Source organism: Luteimonas sp. A611 (assembly GCF_054072715.1).
Window position 1 is genome coordinate 669,134 of the sequence record NZ_JBSVRP010000001.1, and the last position, 15,686, is coordinate 684,819.

Annotated in this window: 14 protein-coding genes and 1 pseudogene; 6 read left to right on the plus strand and 9 right to left on the minus strand. The window is 68.6% G+C overall.

Annotated elements, in window-relative coordinates; all coding sequences use genetic code 11:
- Window positions 1-129: 129 nt before the first annotated feature.
- A complete protein-coding gene (gene tkt, locus ACW5EG_RS02930; RefSeq protein WP_457020798.1) occupies window positions 130-2,118 on the plus strand; it encodes a transketolase in 1,989 nt (662 codons plus the stop codon).
- 117 nt (window positions 2,119-2,235) lie between these two features.
- On the opposite strand, the gene ACW5EG_RS02935 is transcribed toward tkt, so the two are convergent.
- The 9 genes and pseudogenes from ACW5EG_RS02935 to ACW5EG_RS02975 form a co-directional block, all read right to left on the minus strand.
- A complete protein-coding gene (locus ACW5EG_RS02935; RefSeq protein WP_457020799.1) occupies window positions 2,236-2,553 on the minus strand; it encodes a BolA family protein in 318 nt (105 codons plus the stop codon).
- Between the two features lie 109 nt (window positions 2,554-2,662).
- A complete protein-coding gene (locus ACW5EG_RS02940; protein ID WP_457021392.1) occupies window positions 2,663-4,618 on the minus strand; it encodes an acetyl-CoA hydrolase/transferase C-terminal domain-containing protein in 1,956 nt (651 codons plus the stop codon).
- A 20-nt stretch (window positions 4,619-4,638) separates the two neighbouring features.
- On the minus strand, window positions 4,639-5,196 hold the full coding sequence (locus tag ACW5EG_RS02945) for a flavin reductase family protein (protein ID WP_457020800.1): 558 nt from the start codon (window positions 5,194-5,196) through the stop codon (window positions 4,639-4,641).
- Window positions 5,197-5,258: 62 nt separating this feature from the next.
- Window positions 5,259-6,074 carry a hypothetical protein gene (locus tag ACW5EG_RS02950; protein ID WP_457020801.1) on the minus strand — a complete coding sequence of 272 codons (816 nt, stop codon included), beginning with the start codon at window positions 6,072-6,074 and terminating at the stop codon, window positions 5,259-5,261.
- 106 nt (window positions 6,075-6,180) lie between these two features.
- The gene (locus tag ACW5EG_RS02955) at window positions 6,181-6,801 is read right to left on the minus strand and encodes an ATP-binding cassette domain-containing protein (protein WP_457020802.1); all 621 of its coding nucleotides are present in this window, start codon (window positions 6,799-6,801) and stop codon (window positions 6,181-6,183) included.
- Window positions 6,801-7,487: a molybdate ABC transporter permease subunit gene (gene modB / locus ACW5EG_RS02960; protein ID WP_457017283.1), complete on the minus strand. Its 687-nt coding sequence runs from the start codon at window positions 7,485-7,487 to the stop codon at window positions 6,801-6,803. Before modB ends, ACW5EG_RS02955 begins: the two co-directional genes overlap by 1 nt.
- A 12-nt stretch (window positions 7,488-7,499) precedes the next feature.
- Window positions 7,500-8,315 (minus strand): molybdate ABC transporter substrate-binding protein, encoded by an 816-nt coding sequence (gene modA / locus ACW5EG_RS02965; protein WP_457017284.1) that lies wholly within the window; start codon window positions 8,313-8,315, stop codon window positions 7,500-7,502.
- A gap of 144 nt (window positions 8,316-8,459) precedes the next feature.
- Window positions 8,460-10,139: pseudogene (locus tag ACW5EG_RS02970) on the minus strand (type IV secretory system conjugative DNA transfer family protein); the annotation flags it as partial.
- 40 nt (window positions 10,140-10,179) lie between these two features.
- Complete coding sequence (locus ACW5EG_RS02975) at window positions 10,180-10,905, minus strand: hypothetical protein (RefSeq protein WP_457017285.1); 726 nt, start codon at window positions 10,903-10,905, stop codon at window positions 10,180-10,182.
- A 408-nt stretch (window positions 10,906-11,313) separates the two neighbouring features.
- Between ACW5EG_RS02975 and ACW5EG_RS02980 the strand changes: the two genes are divergently transcribed.
- From ACW5EG_RS02980 to virB11, 5 genes are read left to right on the plus strand one after another with little or no spacing between them, the layout of a single operon-like run.
- Complete coding sequence (locus ACW5EG_RS02980; protein WP_457018382.1) at window positions 11,314-11,709, plus strand: TcpQ domain-containing protein; 396 nt, start codon at window positions 11,314-11,316, stop codon at window positions 11,707-11,709.
- A 12-nt stretch (window positions 11,710-11,721) separates the two neighbouring features.
- Window positions 11,722-12,624 (plus strand): virB8 family protein, encoded by a 903-nt coding sequence (locus ACW5EG_RS02985; protein WP_457017286.1) that lies wholly within the window; start codon window positions 11,722-11,724, stop codon window positions 12,622-12,624.
- Window positions 12,621-13,406: a TrbG/VirB9 family P-type conjugative transfer protein gene (locus ACW5EG_RS02990; protein ID WP_457017287.1), complete on the plus strand. Its 786-nt coding sequence runs from the start codon at window positions 12,621-12,623 to the stop codon at window positions 13,404-13,406. Before ACW5EG_RS02985 ends, ACW5EG_RS02990 begins: the two co-directional genes overlap by 4 nt.
- Window positions 13,406-14,617: a TrbI/VirB10 family protein gene (locus ACW5EG_RS02995; protein WP_457017288.1), complete on the plus strand. Its 1,212-nt coding sequence runs from the start codon at window positions 13,406-13,408 to the stop codon at window positions 14,615-14,617. Before ACW5EG_RS02990 ends, ACW5EG_RS02995 begins: the two co-directional genes overlap by 1 nt.
- Entirely contained in the window at window positions 14,614-15,645 is a 1,032-nt protein-coding gene (virB11, locus tag ACW5EG_RS03000) for a P-type DNA transfer ATPase VirB11 (protein ID WP_457017289.1), read from the plus strand. Before ACW5EG_RS02995 ends, virB11 begins: the two co-directional genes overlap by 4 nt.
- The last annotated feature ends 41 nt before the right edge of the window (window positions 15,646-15,686 follow it).

Genomic DNA, 15,686 nt, shown 5'->3' on the forward strand with positions numbered 1-15,686 from the left:
AAGGTTGCAGCGGTACCGGTTGCCGGTGAAAACACCGGCAAGCCAGGCGTCGCTGCCAAACGCCGGGCGCGGCATGGGACAATGGCGCCCCCCGGTTCCGGGGCCACTCCCCTCGCTTCCCGTGCGCACATGACCACTCCCAGCCGCAGAGAGCTCGCCAACGCCATCCGTTTCCTCGCCATCGACGGCGTGGAAGCCGCCAAGTCCGGCCATCCCGGCATGCCGATGGGCATGGCCGACATCGCCGAGGTGCTGTGGAACGACTACCACAGCCACAACCCGGGCAATCCGAAGTGGAGCAACCGCGACCGCTTCGTGCTGTCCAACGGCCACGGCTCGATGCTGCAGTACGCGCTGCTGCACCTGTCGGGCTACGACCTGTCGATCGACGAGCTCAAGCGCTTCCGCCAGCTCGATTCGAAGACGCCGGGGCACCCGGAAAACTTCATGACACCGGGCGTGGAGACCACCACCGGTCCGCTCGGCCAGGGCTTCGCCAACGCGGTCGGCTTCGCGCTGGCCGAGAAGCTGCTGGCGCAGCGCTACAACCGCCCCGGTTTCGACGTGGTCGACCACCGCACCTGGGTGTTCATGGGCGACGGTTGCCTGATGGAAGGCATCTCGCACGAGGCCGCCTCGATCGCAGGGACCTGGGGCCTGGGCAAGCTGGTCGCGTTCTGGGACGACAACGGCATCTCGATCGATGGCCAGGTTGAAGGCTGGTTCACCGACGACACGCCGGCCCGCTTCGAGGCCTACGGCTGGCGCGTGATCCGTGACGTTGACGGCCACGATGCGGACAGCATCAAGGCCGCGATCGACGCTGCGCTCGAGCACGACGACCGCCCGACCCTGGTCTGCTGCCGCACCACCATCGGCTACGGTTCGCCGGCCAAGGCAGGCAAGGAATCCTCGCACGGTGCGCCGCTGGGCAAGGACGAAGTCGAGGCCACGCGCCTGGGCCTGGCCTGGTCGCATGTTCCATTCGACGTGCCGCAGCCGATCGCCGACGCCTGGCGCGCAAACGAGTCGGGCGCCGAGCGCGAGGCGAAGTGGAACACGCTGGTCGAACGCTATGCCGCGGAGTACCCCGAGCAGGCCGCCGAACTGCAGCGGCGCATGCGCTGCGAGCTGCCGCAGGGCTTCGCCGCCGCGGCCGATGCCTACATCGCCAAGCTGCAGGCAGACGGCCCCGTGGTCGCCTCGCGCAAGGCTTCGCAGATGGCGATCGAGGCCTTCGCGCCGCTGCTGCCGGAACTGATCGGTGGCTCGGCCGACCTGGCCCATTCCAACCTCACCCTGTGGTCGGGCAGCCAGCCGGTGACCGGCGGCTCGCCGGACGCCAACTACATCAACTACGGCGTGCGCGAGTTCGGCATGACCGCGATCGCCAACGCGCTGTCGCTGCATGGCGGCTTCCTGCCCTACGACGCCACCTTCCTGGTGTTCAGCGATTACGCGCGCAACGCCGTGCGCATGGGCGCGCTGATGCAGTCGCCGGGCATCCACGTCTACACCCACGACTCGATCGGCCTGGGCGAGGACGGTCCCACCCACCAGCCCATCGAGCACCTCGCCTCGCTGCGCTACATCCCCAACAACGACGTGTGGCGCCCCTGCGACGCGGTCGAGACGGCGGTGGCGTGGAAGTCGGCGATCGAGCGTCGCGACGGGCCGTCGTGCCTGGTGTTCTCGCGCCAGAACCTGCAGCACCAGCCGCGCGGCGAGCAGCAGGTGCGCGACATCGCGCGCGGCGGCTACGTGCTGCGCGATTCGAATGGCGCGCCGGAGATCATCCTGATCGCCACCGGTTCGGAAGTGGAACTCGCGACCCAGGCCGCCGACCAGCTCGGCGACAAGGTGCGCGTGGTGTCCATGCCGTCCACCGACGTGTTCGACCGCCAGGATGCCGCGTACCGTGAGTCGGTGCTGCCCAACGCCGTGCGCAAGCGCGTTGCGGTGGAAGCGGGCGTCACCGGCTTCTGGCGGCAGTACGTCGGCCTGGATGGCGCCGTGATCGGCATCGACACCTTCGGCGCCAGCGCGCCGGCAGGCGAGCTGTACAAGCACTTCGGCATCACGGTCGATGCCGTGGTCGCGGCGGCGAAGGCGCTCTAACCGCGCATCGCGCCCCGCAATTGCGGAATGAACAAGGGGCGCTCCGGCGCCCCTTGTTTCATTGGGGCTCTGTCAGTGGCATCGCACGGGGCGGGCGCTGGCCCGGCTGCATGCGCCTCAGGGGTCGACGCGGTCGTGCTTGCTGCCGCCGCGGCAGGTTGGCGAATCCGGCGCGCCGCCGGCCTGCGCCCATTCCTCCGGCGTGTAGGTGTGCAGGGCCAGCGCGTGGATCTCCTGCATCAGCGGCCCCAGCGTGCGATAGACCAGCTGGTGGCGCTGCACTGCGCGCTTGCCTGCGAACGCCTCGCCCACGATCACGGCCTTGTAGTGCGTTTCCAGCCCGCGGCTGTGCATGTGGCTTTCGTCCAGCACATCCAGGTGAGCGGGATCGAGCGTCTGCAGGGCTGTTTGGAGGCGGTCGGCTTTGCTGGTCATGCGTCGATGATACGCGCGGGGCCGATCCGGGGTTGCTCCCTCCCCCGCGTGCGGGGGAGGGTTGGGGTGGGGGCCAGCCCGCCGCAACCTGCGCACCGCATCGTTGCGTTCACGCCGCCGGCCGTGCGGTGCGCGCCAGCGCAAGCCGCAGCAACCTGGCCTGCAGCCATTCGCCCACGCCCCGCGGCCGCGCCAGATCCATGCGTGCCAGTGCATCGCCGTCATCCCCGCCCCGTTCGAGCAGGGCCGAGACGACTGTCGCCAGCTTCGCGCGCCGCGACCCGGTGCGCCGCTTCAGCCACGCCAGGGCGCGTACCAGGCGCTGCTCGGTGTCGTCGAAATCGCTGCCGAGCGGGTAGTCGGGCAGGGTGCCATCGGCACGGAACGGGGCCAGCGCGGCGCGCACCCGCGCTGCGCTGTTGCGCGACCATGCTTCCGGCATGCGGTACTCCGCGTGCAGTTTGTGGCTGCGCGTGGCTTCTTCCAGCAGCGCCGGCGCTGCGGTCGCATCGGCGATCGCGGCCATCGCGATCACGCAGTCCTCGTCGGTCTTGCCGCGCAGGTCGGCGATCCCGTATTCGGTGACATAGAGGTCGCGCAGGTGGCGCGGAATGGTCACGTGCCCGTAGTTCCAGCGGATGTTGGATCCGGCGCGCCCGCCCGCCTCGCGCGTGGCGCGCAGCAGCAGCACCGAACGGCCGCGCGGCAGCGCATGCGCCATCGCGACGAAGTTGTACTGCCCGCCGACGCCCGATACCACGCGCCCGTCGTCGAGTCCGTCCGAGACCGCCGCGCCAAGTGCAGTAGCCATCATGCAGGTGTTGAAGAAGCGCCCGTCGCGTCGCTGCATCCGCTCGAGTGGTTCGTCCTGGCCGTACAGCGCATTGACGTGGCTCACCCGCTTCATGCCGATGCCGCTGCGGGTGGCGTCGTCCAGGCCGTGCAGCCAGTCGTAGAACGCCTGCGAACCCAGGTAGAACGCGCCGTGCAGGAACTGCCCGTCGCGCTCGACCAGGGCGCGCTCGGATGGGTCGGCGCTGCCGTCGTTCATGCGCTGCATCAGCGCGGCCTTGTCCACGACCCGGCGCCGGATCACGCCCGCTTCGACTAGGCGTTTGAAGCCCTCGTTGATCATCTCGCTGCAGCCGTACAGGCCCTGCTCGAACGGACCGAGCCCGCCGCTGGCCAGTACCGCCGGATGCGTGGGCAGGTCCGGGTCGAGCGCGGCCAGCACGCGACGGTAGGCGGCGTTGTCGGTGTGGCGCAGCGCAAGCGCATGGCACAGCGCGTCGGACAGCGCGCCAATGCCGATCTGCAGCGTGCCGCCATCGCGCACCAGGGCGCTGGCGTACAGGCCGATGGCGTGTTCGGCGTCGCCCACCGGCTCGCGCGGCAGTGCGAACAGCTTGGGGTAGGGCGGTGGCGGGGCCACCACCAGGTCGAACCAGCCGGCATCGACCGCCGCCTCGCCGCCCATCCACGGCAGCTGCGGGTCGATCTCGGCAACCAGCAGCGGACGCGGATGGCCGGCATCGACGATCGCGTCGATCGCGTCGAAGGTCAGGTCGGTATTGCTCGACAGCGACAGGCGCGAGGCGTCCGCGTTCGCCGCCACCTTCTGCACGATGCAGTTGACCCCGCGATCGGCCAACGCGCGCGCAACATGCGTGTAGTTGAGGCTGGCATAGCGCCGCTGCGCCTGCCGCGAGCCGAGCAGGGCGCCCGACTGCAGGTAGAACTCTTCCACGCAGACATGCGCCGGCAGCGCATCGCGACGCTGCGCGTCGACATAGGCCAGCCGCGGGAAATCCGCGCCGAAATGGCGCTCCGCGAAGGGCGCCATGAAGCGACCCTCCAGCCCGCGCGTGGCGCGTGGCGGATCCAGCGACAGCGCCGTATAGAGATTCGTGGGGCGCGACGCGTCCGCTGCCACGCGCGCGTACAGCGCATTGAGCAGGCGGTGCGGCTTGCCGATGCCCAGCGGCGCTGCGATGTGCAACTCGCGCGGCAGGCGCTCCAGCATCCACGTCACCGCGTCCTCAAGGTCGCTGCAGGCGTGTGCCATCGGGCGGGTTCCGGTTGTGCTCATTGCGCCAGCATGTCCGGCCGGAACAGCCGCCGCCGCGAGACCTCGTCGCCCGAACACATGAAGCGCCCTTCGCCGCGGTAGTGCACCGTGCGCGGCCACTTCGGCGAGCGCGCCACCCGCGCGTGCACGATGCGCCACACGAACAGCGGGTACTCGCGGGTGATGCGCGTCTCGTGCAGGCGGCATTCGAAGCTGGCGTGACACTGCCCGATCGATGGCGCCGCCACTTCGCGCGACGCCTCCGCGTCCAGCCCGAAGCGCTCGAACTTGTCGCCCTCGCGGCTGGAGCAGTTGCCGATGCGCACCACCGTGTCCAGCATTGCGGCGGTGGGCAGGTTGAGCGTGCATTCGCGGCTGCGCCGCGCCAGCGCATGGCTGCGGTTGGCATCCCAGATGTAGGTGCCCACCAGGTCGTAGCCGAGCATCATGTGCCAGCCCAGGGTCATGATCGCGCGTTCGTCCTTGGACTGCGTGCACAGCAGCAGCACCGGCCCCGGCTCGAGCCAGCGGCGGGCCTTGTCGACGGGGAATGCAGCTTTGCGGACTGGCTTCATCGGCGCCTCTCGATTCGGTGACGGCCAAGAGGATGCCGCCCCGTGCGCTAACACGGTGTGCTCTACGGCCCGTCGCCGGCGATGAGCAGATATTTACGCGCCGTCAGCGTGAAGCCACGTGAATCCTCGCCTTGGGCCTTGAGCACCAGTCGCTGGCCGGTGTAGGGGAGTAGGGCCACCCGCAGCGCTGCAATATCCACCGGCTGCATGTTGCCGTTCGCATCGACGGTGAACGAGTTGCTCAGCGGGAGCAGGAGGTTGCCGGACTCGTCCTCGATCGCGATCTCCGAAATGTACCGCACGGGTCGATGTGCGCCGGCATCCAGCAGCCTGATCCCGAACGTGTGGAAGTCGTGGGGAAGCAGGTCGCCGCTCATGCTATCGACGACGGCGGTGGCCGGGGAGACGACCTCCTTCGAGTCGTCCAGGACCAGGTCGATGGCGCGCGTCTGCCCGGGGTCGATCGACACGGTGACTGTCGCGATCGCCGTCGAGGGTATGAGCGCCGTCAGCTCGAACTCTCCGGCAGGTACTCCGAACGAAGCCCGTCCGGCGTCGTCGGCGCGCGCGACGAGCTGGTTGTCCACGTAGATGCGGACATCGGCGTCGGCAGACTCGCCCCGGAGATCCGGCTCGGTTTCATCGAGCAAGTAGGTGCTCAGGTCGATCCGTGCGGTATTGCCTGGCCGTTCCGCACTTGATGATGCCGGCGGCAGGATCTCGCCAGGCAAGGTGCCCTGCGCGTCGGCATGGGCCAGCTGACAATGGTGCCTGCTTTCATCGCCGTGCGGTGGCTCGCCGCCCCATGCTTGTGCCAGCAACAGCCATGCAGCCAAGACACAGCACAGTTTGGCAGTCGATATCCGTGGCTGTTTCATGCGCATCTCCTTCAGCCTTGATTGACCCGGGCGGAGACTGGATCCATGCGGTGGAAGGGATGATGCATCGAACGCGTACCAGACGAAAATCCAGAGCGCTGCACGCTCAAGCCAGCACGTGCACCGCCTCGGCGATGCGGCGCACGTCGTCCTCGGTGTGGCTCACGTAGACCATCGGCAGGCGCACCTCGTCGCGCACTCGCTGCAGCCAGGGAATCAGCTCCTCGCGCCGCGCCTGGTCGAGCGCCGACAGCGGCTCGTCGAACAGCAGGATCGCCGGCTGCGACAGCAGCGCCCGCCCGATCGCCACCCGCTGCGCCTCGCCCCCCGACAGGTTGGCGGGCCGCCGCAACAGCAGCGCACCGATGCCCAGCAGATCGACCACGGCATCCAGTTCGAACGCCGCCGTCGCGCCGCGCACCGCATGGCGCCCGTACAGCAGGTTGGCGCGCACGTCGCGGTGCGGGAACAGGCGCGCGTCCTGGAACACGTAGCCGATGCGGCGCCGGTGGGTGGGCACGTCGATGCGCGCGACGCTGTCGAACAGCACCCGCCCGTCGATCGCGATGCGCCCCGACACCGGCCGCTGCAGCCCGGCGATGGCGTTGAGCACCGAGGTCTTGCCCGCGCCCGAGGGCCCGGTGAGCGCCAGCACGCGCGCGTCCTCGGCGATGCGCACCTGGCGCTGGAAGCCGCCCCGGCGCAGCAGCACGTCGATGTCCAGCATCAGTCGTGCTCCTCGCGGCGGCCGCGGCGCACCAGCCACTCCGAGGCCAGCAGCGCCGCCAGCGAGATGGCGACGGCCACCAGCGCCAGCCGCCAGATGCCGGACTCGCCGCCGGGCACCTGCATCAGCCCGTAGATCTCGGACGACAGCGTGCGGGTTTCGCCCGGGATGCTGGAGACAAAGGTGATGGTGGCGCCGAACTCGCCCAGCGCCTTGGCGAACGCCAGCACCATGCCGGCCACCAGGCCCGGCCAGGCCAGCGGCAGGGTGATGGTGAAGAACACCCGCAGCGGGCTGGCGCCCAGCGTGGAGGCGGCGCGCTCGAGCCGGCGGTCGACCGATTCGATCGCCAGCCGGATCGCCCGCACCATCAGCGGAAAGCCCATGATCGCGCTGGCCAGCGCCGCGCCCGTCCAGCGGAACGCAAGCGTGATGCCGAAATGCTCCGACAGCAGCCGGCCCAGCGGCCCGCCGTGCCCAAACGCCACCAGCAGCGCATAGCCCACCACCACCGGCGGCAGCACCAGCGGCAGGTGCACCAGCGCATCGACCAGCCCCTTGCCCACGAAGCGCCGCCGCGCCAGCAGCCAGGCCACGGCCACGCCCAGCGGCAGGCTGCCCAGCGCGGCGGCCACCGCCACCTTCAGGCTCAGCGCGATGGCCGTGGTTTCTTCCTGCGAGAACACCTGGGCGGGCCGTCAGCGCGTGCTGAAGCCGTGGCGGCGGAAGATCGCCGCCGCCTCCGGCGAGGCCAGCCAGTGCACGAAGGCGGCGCCTTGCGCATGGGTGGACGCCTGCACTCGCGCCGCCGGATAGACGATCTGCGGGTGCGAGCCTTCGGGGAAGGTCGCCAGCACCTTCGCCCGCGGCTCGGCCTGCGCATCGCTGGCGTAGACCACGCCCAGCGGCGCCTCGCCGCGCGCCACCAGCAGCAGTGCCGCGCGCACGTTCTCGGTTTCGGCCACGCGCGGCTGCAGCGTCTGCCACAGCCCCAACGATTCGAACCCGGCTTTCGCGTACTTGCCGGCCGGCACGCTGCCGGTGAGCGCCAGCGCCAGCCGGCCGTCCGCGCCCAGCAGCGGCAGCAGGTCGGTGCCCGGCGCCAGCGTGAGCGGCGCCGCATCGCCAGCCGCCGGTGCCACCAGCACCAGCGTGTTGCCGAGCAGGTCGATGCGCGAGGCCGGATCGACCAGCCCGCGTTCGCCCAGCCAGTCCATCCACTCGCCATCGGCCGAAACGAACACATCGGCCGGCGCGCGCTGCTCGATCTGCCGCGCCAGCGCCGGGCTGCCGGCATAGGTCACCTGCACCGGCAGGCCATTGGCCGCGCGATAGGCGGCAGCCGCCTCGTCCATCGACTCCTTCAGGCTGGCGGCGGCGAAGACCTGCAGTGGGCGCAGCTCATCAGTGTCGGGTCCTGGCCCTTCGCTTGCGCTGCAGGCGGCCAGCAGGGCAGACAGGGCCAGGGCAGCCAGGCGGAAGGCAAAGCGCACGGTCGGGCGGTTCGGATCCATGCGGCATCCGGGGAAGGGGGAGGCGCACTATAACGGCGGCCCCGTCGCCGCGGCTGGCAAGGGCGGCTGCGGGGATCCCGCGCATGCCATGACTGGCCCGTCTCCGGACCGTCCGCCTGCCCAGGCCTGCGCAGATGCGTCCTGCAGTCGCGGCACCTCTACCTTTGGCAACAGACGTCGGGTGAAGTAGCTGTCCTTGTAATAGCGGATCTTGCGGCACAGCACCGGATGCGCAAGGCCTTCGTAGAGCAGAATCTGCTCCTCGGACCCCATCGCCTTGAGTTCCTGCGGCAGCATCAGTGCGCGGCGCTCCAGCACCTCGTTGTCGGACACGCTGCGACCCTGGCCGTGGGCACGGGTGCGCGCGCGACGCCGCACGGTGGTGTAGCCGAGCATCTCTGAATAGTCGTTGGCGTCCTGCTGCTCGCGGGGCGCGAAGACGATCTGCAGGGCGTGGTTGGTGAGGATGGTGCGCGAGAGATCCTTGCCGTAAACCGAATCGAGCTGCGCCATCGACTGCACGATCGGCAGCAGCCGCAGGTTGTAGCCGGCCATGTAGGCCACTGCCCTGGAGATGATGTCGACCTTGCCGATCGAAGTGAACTCGTCCATCAGCAGCAGGCACTGGTGGCGCAGCGTTGGATCGCTCGACGGCAGCACCTTGGTGTTGGCGTTGATCAGCTGGCTGAAGAACAGGTTCACGATCAGCCGGCTTTCCGCGAGCTTGTTGGGCTGGATGCCGACATAGATCGTCATGCGCCGGCGGCGCACGTCGTCGAGGCGGAAATCGTCGGCGCTGGTGGCCGCATCGAGCAGCGGATTGAGCCAGGCATTGAGCGGCTCGCGGAACGAACCCATGATCGAGGCGAAGGTCACGTCGGCCTGCGAGAGCAGCCCGGAAAACGCGGTGCGTGCGGGCTGGCCGAGAAACGGCGCCTCCGACAGGCGCTGCAGGAAGGGCCGCGGCTCACCGCCGTCGCCAGCGGACAGGCGCAGCACGCCGCCCAGAGTCGGCGTCGCAGAAACTGCAGCGGTTGCCGAGCGCGCGTCGTGATCCATGCGCTCGAACAGGTACAGGGTGAAGGCGAGGAAGGCATTGCGCGCCTGGCTGATCCAGAAGCGGTCGCGATCATCGCTGTCGGGATAGAGCATCGCTGCGATGGCTTGCAGATCGGATACGCGCATCGCCGGGTCAGTCGACACATACGACATCGGATTCCAGCGGTGCGTGCGGCGATCCTCGGCAAACGGGTTGAACAGGTAGACCTCATGGCCGATCGACTTTCGCCAGCCGGAGGTGAGGTCGAAGTTCTCCTGCTTGATGTCCAGCACCACCGCCGATTCGCGATAGTCGAGCAGGTTGGGCACGACCACGCCAACACCCTTGCCCGAGCGCGTGGGCGCGGCAAGGATGGCGAATTGCTGCCCGGACAATCGCAGCAGCTTGCCGTTCATGCTGCCGACGACGATGCCGTCGTCCCTGTGCGCCAGAAGTCCCTTGCCGGCCAGGTCCAGCATGCCGGCGAAGCGCGCGCGCCCATGGATGTTGCGATGGCTGCGCAGCTTGTACAGCATCACCAGCACCGCAGCCCAGGCCAGCGTCGTCAGGCCGAAGCCGAGCGCGCCGGCGGTGCGGATGCGCCAGGCGTAGGGCGCGACCTTCGAATGGTCCAGGTGGCGCAGGTAGGCGAACCACGTGGTCGGGCCCGCCGAGCCGGTATCCAGGCCCAGGAACAGCAACGCCAGGCACCCGGAGAGGTATGCGCCCGCGAGCAGCGCCAGTGCGGTGGCCAGCACGGCAGCGAGATGTCGATGGTCGGTCACGGGATCCTTCCTGTTGCCGGTGGTGGTTGCCTGCAGCCCCTCAGGGCGCGCTGCCGCGCTGGCCGGAGAGTGCGGCTGTGCGATGCACCAGCACGTACTCGTCGTTCTTCGGCCAGCGGGGAATCCCGTCCTCGAGCTTGAGGCAGGGCTGCCCATCGCAGGATGTGATCGTGACCTGCGCCAGCGCTTCCATGACTTCCGCCCGCACCTGCGCCTGCCCCGCCCGCTGCATGTTCTTCCACGCCGCATACGCGCTGCCGCCGACCATCACCGTCGCGGCGAACGCCAGCGACAGCATCGTCTTCCAGCCGAGCACGCGCATCCGCAGCGACGTCAAGGCTTGCTCGCGCTGCAGCTGTGCTGCCATCTGCTGGAGCTGCATGGCCGTATCGCGCAGGGAGCGCGCGGCGGCAGGTATCTCTTCGGCCAGCGCCTCGCGGATCGCGATCTTCGCCTGCTGCTGCAGTTCGGCGTTGGCGCCGAGTACGCGCTGTCCAATCGCGTCCGTGCTACGACGCAGGTCATCAGCCGCGTTGCGCTGACTGGAAATCGATTCTTCGCACTGTCGCGTGAGGTGCGCGGCCAGCAGGGCGGCGCTCGCGACGAATTCCTCCAGCTTTGCCCGTTCCATCGGTGCTTCCCCCGGCGCGCCTTCCTGGCACGGCTGCATCTTGCCAGAGGCGCGCGGGCCGCGCGAGCGCGTATCTCGCGGCACACGATGGCGCAGTTGCGTGATCGCCTCCGCGGCCGTGACGCGTGCAGACATCCCATCAACGTTCGGGACTCCACGCGGCAGCCAGCGTGTCGGCCACCGTTTCTGCTGAAACCTGCCCGTGGCACGAGCCGCTTGACGCGGCTACGGAACCGGGATTATGTTTCGGCGCAAGCGCTGCAGTGAGCGGCGTGGGATACCGGCCATTCGCGCCATCAGGTATCCGCGGGGATCAAGGAGCGTCATGCAATGGAATTTGCGCCCGGGGCCGGAGCCCGTATCCGGTGTTCGTCCGTCATCGATCAGCAGCGCGTGCCGCATATCGGGCCGGCGCATCGTTTGTACGCGAGCTTGTGTTCGCTCCCCGTCGCCAGACCGGGTGCCGGTCGCTGCGTTTCCCTCCAGCGCGTGACCGTCCCCCGCAACGGCTGGCTGCGCGCGACCACCGCCGGCGTCGCGCTGATGGCGGCGGTAATGCTGTCCGCGTGCGCCACGCCGGAGGCTGCGGATTTCGGCGGACGTTGGCGCGCGGTGAACCGGTTCGCGGACACGCCTCAGCCCATCCCCCTGCAGCAGGCCTATGTATTCCAGGCCTCGCCTGCGGACGGCACGCTCAAGACCATGCTGTCGCGCTGGGCGCGGGATGCGCGGATGACGCTGTCCTACCAGCATCCCAACGATTACACCCTGCACGGGCCAGTCGGTGGCATCCGCACCACCAGCCTGGAGCATGCCGCGTCTGCGCTGTCGTCCGCGTATGCCGCCCACGGCGTCCACGTGCTGGTGGACCGCACGCAAATCGTCGTCAGCCAGGGATTGCCTGATGACTCACCGGCTGCAGCGGGCCGGGACGGATAGGAACCCCTGCCCATGTTCGGCAAACGGAATGCCGCCGCGCCCGGGATCGAAAGGGCCATCGACCAGGGCGTCAGCTACGAGCTGACCCTGGCAGATCGCATGCGCCGCAGCGAGCGTCGTGCCTGGATTGTCGCGTCATGTGCGGTTGCGATGTCGCTGATCCTGGCGGGCGGCTACTTCGTGTTCCTGCCGTTGAAAGAACGCGTCCCTTACCTGGTGATGGCAGATCCGTACACGGGAACCGCCACCGTCGCGCGCCTTGTCGGCAATTTCCACGACCGTGATGTCACTGCCGAGGAGGCGATCAACAAGAGCAACGTCGCCCGGTTCGTGCTTTCGCGGGAAGCTTACGACTCGGGACTGGTGGGCCAGCAGAACTGGCGCACGACCCTGGCCATGGCCGACAGCGGCGTCGCCCCGGCCTATATCGCGCTGCATTCGGAAAGCAACCTTGAGCGGCCGAACCGGATCTACGGCACGGCGCGTGCGATCCGCGTGCGCATCCTGAGCATCGTGCTGATCGGCAGCGGTGCCGGCCGGCGGCCCACCGGCGCGACCGTGCGCTTCCAGCGCAGCATCTACGACAAGGGCCGTGGCCGCGCCGAGCCGCTAGACAGCAAGATCGCCACGCTCGAGTTCAAATACGACCAGGACCTGCGCCTCGGTGAAGAGGATCGCCTGCTCAACCCGCTCGGCTTCCGCGTTACTAACTACCGGGTCGACAACGATTACGCGCCGGGGCCGACGCCGGAGCCGGAGTTTCCGGTTCCTGTGTCGGAGTCAGCGGCCTCCGCGGCGCCCGCACTTCCGCCTTCCCCGCCTGCGACGGACGTCGCCACGACCTTGCCACTGCCGGCCACCGATGCACCGTCCGCGCCAACGCCCGCAGTCCAGGACGGGATGACCGCCGAATGAGGAGCCTGTCCGCAATGATGCGCCTGCACCGGATGCTGTCGAACATCGTCCTTGTGATGCTGCTTCCCGCAGCGGCCTCGCATGCGCAGGTGGTCGAGGAGTACGAGTACCGGCCCGACCAGGTGTATCCGGTGCGCACGGGTCTGGGCATCACCACCCAGATCGAACTCAGCCCGCACGAGGAGATCCTCGACTACAGCACCGGCTTCAGCGGCGGCTGGGACCTGAGCCGCCGCGACAACGTGTTCTACCTCAAGCCGAAGAACGTCGACGTCGACACCAACCTGATGGTGCGCACCGCGGCCCATGCCTACATCTTTGAACTGAAGGTGGTCGCGACCGACTGGCGCCGCCTGGAACAGGCCAAGGCGGCCGGCGTGCAGTACAGGATCCGCTTCAGCTACCCCGGCGACACCGCGTTCCGGCCGCAAGCTGCGGAAGAAGACGTCGAGCCGCTCACCGAACTCAGCACGCGCCTGCATCCCGATCGCCAATACCACTTCGGCTACGAGTACGCCCACCGCAAGCGCAATCCTGGGTGGCTGATCCCCGCCACCGTCTATGACGACCGGCGTTTCACCTACATCAGGATGGGCGACCGCAGCCGCTTTCCGAGCGGCAACTTTCCGGCGGTATTCGCCCGCGACAGCGAACGTGGCGAGGAGTTTGTCGTGAACTCCACGGTGGAGGGCAACACCATCGTCGTCCACGGGACCTACCCCTACCTCGTCATCCGCCATGGAGACGGCGCCGTCGGGCTGCGCAGGAGTCCCGAACCGTGATGCATACGCCCCACGACGAACACGACGAGGCGGCCCGCGAGCGGACGCCGCCCAATCCATACCAGGAGCGGCAGGCACCGGCCAGGCCGGACCTTGATGCCGGCACGCCACACCTGCAGGCGTCGGAGATGCAGCGCCTCAACCGCAAGGCGCTGCTCTTCCTGGGCGGCATCGTGGTACTGCTGCTGTGCGTGGCCTTCTGGATATTCAGCGGCGCGATGTCGCAGGCCGACGAGCGTGGCCCACGGACCCGCAGCGAACAGGTGGTGATCCCGGCAGCGCCGCGCGACCTGCCGGAGCTTCCCCCCGAGCGGCCGATGCCACCCCCACTGCCAGAACTGCCGCCCCTGCCGGTATATGAGGGCGCCGCGTCGTCACCGCCTCCATCGATGTCCATGCCTACGCCCGGATGGGCGGAGCGTCCTGGCCTGTCGCTGCAGGAGCGACGGATGATGGATGTCGCGGGCGTGGCCGGTGCCGGTGGCGCGGGGGGTGGGGTGCCGGGGATGCTGCCGCCCGATGAATACGCGCGCCTGATGATGGCCGCCGGAAACCCGGCTGCACCGTCCGTGATCGAACAATCCCCGCAGGGTGAGGCGGGCGCAAAACCGCTGTACAACCCGGACACCTTGCTGCTGCGTGGCACCTACATCCGCTGCGTGCTGCAGTCGCGGGTGATCTCCGACTTCCCGGGCTACACCTCGTGCATCGTGACCGAGCCGGTGTACTCGGTGACGGGCCGACGCCTGCTGCTGCCCAGGGGCTCCAAGGTCCTGGGGAGCTACGAGCCGGACATCGTCGGCGACCGCGTGGCCGTGGTCTGGGACCGGATCACCACCCCCACCGGGCTGGACGTGAACATGCGCAGTCCCGGCGTCGACATGCTCGGCGCCGCGGGCGTCCCGGGAAACTACAGCGCCCACTGGGCCCAGCGGATCGGTTCGGCCCTGCTGATCAGCATGCTCAGCGACGCTTTCAAGTACGCCGGCGCCAAGCACGGCCCGCAAGAGACCTCGATCGCAAACGGCGTGGTGGTGCAGAGCCCCTACGAGAGCAGCACCGCGCGCACCATGGAGCGCCTGGCCAACATGGCGCTGGAGCGGAACATGGCTCGCCCGCCGACCGTCACCATCAACCAGGGCTCGATCGTAAACGTGTATGTCGCGCGCGACGTCGACTTCTCGTCCGTGCTGCGCCAGGCCGTGCCATGAGTGCAGTCGCCCTACCCGCTGCCGCGTCGAACGACTTCCTGGACTACCAGTACCGCCTGCTGGGGATCGGGCAGCACATGGATTCCAGCGACGTTACCGAGATCTGCATCAATCGGCCGGGCGAGCTGTACCTGGAAACCCGGGAGGGCTGGCGGCGCAACGACGTGCCCATGCTGACCTTCGAGCGCGCGCGCCAGTTCTGCACCGCGGTGGTCAACGAAAGCAACACCGGCCAGCGGATCACCGACGCCGACCCGATGGTGTCGCTGACCTTCCCGACCGGGCAGCGCGCCCAGTTCGTCATTCCGCCCGCCTGCGATGCCGGCAGGGTGTCGATCACCATCCGCCTGCCGGCCAAGTTCGGCAAGAGCCTGGACGAGTACGAGTCCGACGGCTTCTTCGCGGAAATACTGGAGCAGGCCGAGGACATCGGTGAGCTCGACCGCGAGTTGCTCGCGCTGCAACGCGAGCGGCAGTACGCGGAGTTTTTCCGCAGGGCCGTGCAGTACCGCAAGAACATCGTGGTCGCCGGCGCGACCGGCAGCGGCAAGACCACCTTCATGAAATCGCTGGTCAACCACATCCCGGACGACGAACGCCTGGTGACCATCGAGGATGCGCGCGAGCTCTTCCTGCGCCAGCCCAACGTCGTCCACCTGCTTTACTCCAAGGGCGGACAGTCGATCACCAACGTCAGCGCCCGCAGCTGCATGGAAGCCTGTCTGCGCATGAAGCCGGACCGCATCATCCTGGCCGAGCTGCGTGGCGACGAATCGTTCTATTTCATCCGCAACTGCGCCTCGGGCCATCCCGGCTCCATCACCAGCTGCCACGCCGGCAGCACCACCCAGACCTGGGACCAACTGGCGCTGATGGTGAAGGCCTCGGCCGAGGGGGCGGGCCTGGAATTCGAGGTCATCAAGCGGCTGCTGCGCATGACCATCGACATCGTCGTGCACATCAAGGCGCACGCCGGCAGGCGTTTCATCACCGGCATCGATTTCGATCCCGCCCGCATGCGGGCCTAGCAGGAGCATTGGTCATGACCCAGGGAAGCGGTCGCAGGCAG

Coding starts and splice junctions, on each gene's coding strand:
- ACW5EG_RS02935 (WP_457020799.1), bottom strand. CDS start 2,553: ATGACCAGCAAAGCCGACCGCCTCCAAACAGCCCTGCAGACGCTCGAT.
- ACW5EG_RS02945 (WP_457020800.1), bottom strand. CDS start 5,196: ATGAAGCCAGTCCGCAAAGCTGCATTCCCCGTCGACAAGGCCCGCCGC.
- ACW5EG_RS02975 (WP_457017285.1), bottom strand. CDS start 10,905: ATGTCTGCACGCGTCACGGCCGCGGAGGCGATCACGCAACTGCGCCAT.
- ACW5EG_RS02985 (WP_457017286.1), top strand. CDS start 11,722: ATGTTCGGCAAACGGAATGCCGCCGCGCCCGGGATCGAAAGGGCCATC.
- ACW5EG_RS02980 (WP_457018382.1), top strand. CDS start 11,314: ATGGCGGCGGTAATGCTGTCCGCGTGCGCCACGCCGGAGGCTGCGGAT.
- ACW5EG_RS02990 (WP_457017287.1), top strand. CDS start 12,621: ATGAGGAGCCTGTCCGCAATGATGCGCCTGCACCGGATGCTGTCGAAC.
- tkt (WP_457020798.1), top strand. CDS start 130: ATGACCACTCCCAGCCGCAGAGAGCTCGCCAACGCCATCCGTTTCCTC.
- ACW5EG_RS02940 (WP_457021392.1), bottom strand. CDS start 4,618: ATGGCACACGCCTGCAGCGACCTTGAGGACGCGGTGACGTGGATGCTG.
- modA (WP_457017284.1), bottom strand. CDS start 8,315: ATGGATCCGAACCGCCCGACCGTGCGCTTTGCCTTCCGCCTGGCTGCC.
- ACW5EG_RS02950 (WP_457020801.1), bottom strand. CDS start 6,074: ATGAAACAGCCACGGATATCGACTGCCAAACTGTGCTGTGTCTTGGCT.
- virB11 (WP_457017289.1), top strand. CDS start 14,614: ATGAGTGCAGTCGCCCTACCCGCTGCCGCGTCGAACGACTTCCTGGAC.
- ACW5EG_RS02955 (WP_457020802.1), bottom strand. CDS start 6,801: ATGCTGGACATCGACGTGCTGCTGCGCCGGGGCGGCTTCCAGCGCCAG.
- ACW5EG_RS02995 (WP_457017288.1), top strand. CDS start 13,406: ATGCATACGCCCCACGACGAACACGACGAGGCGGCCCGCGAGCGGACG.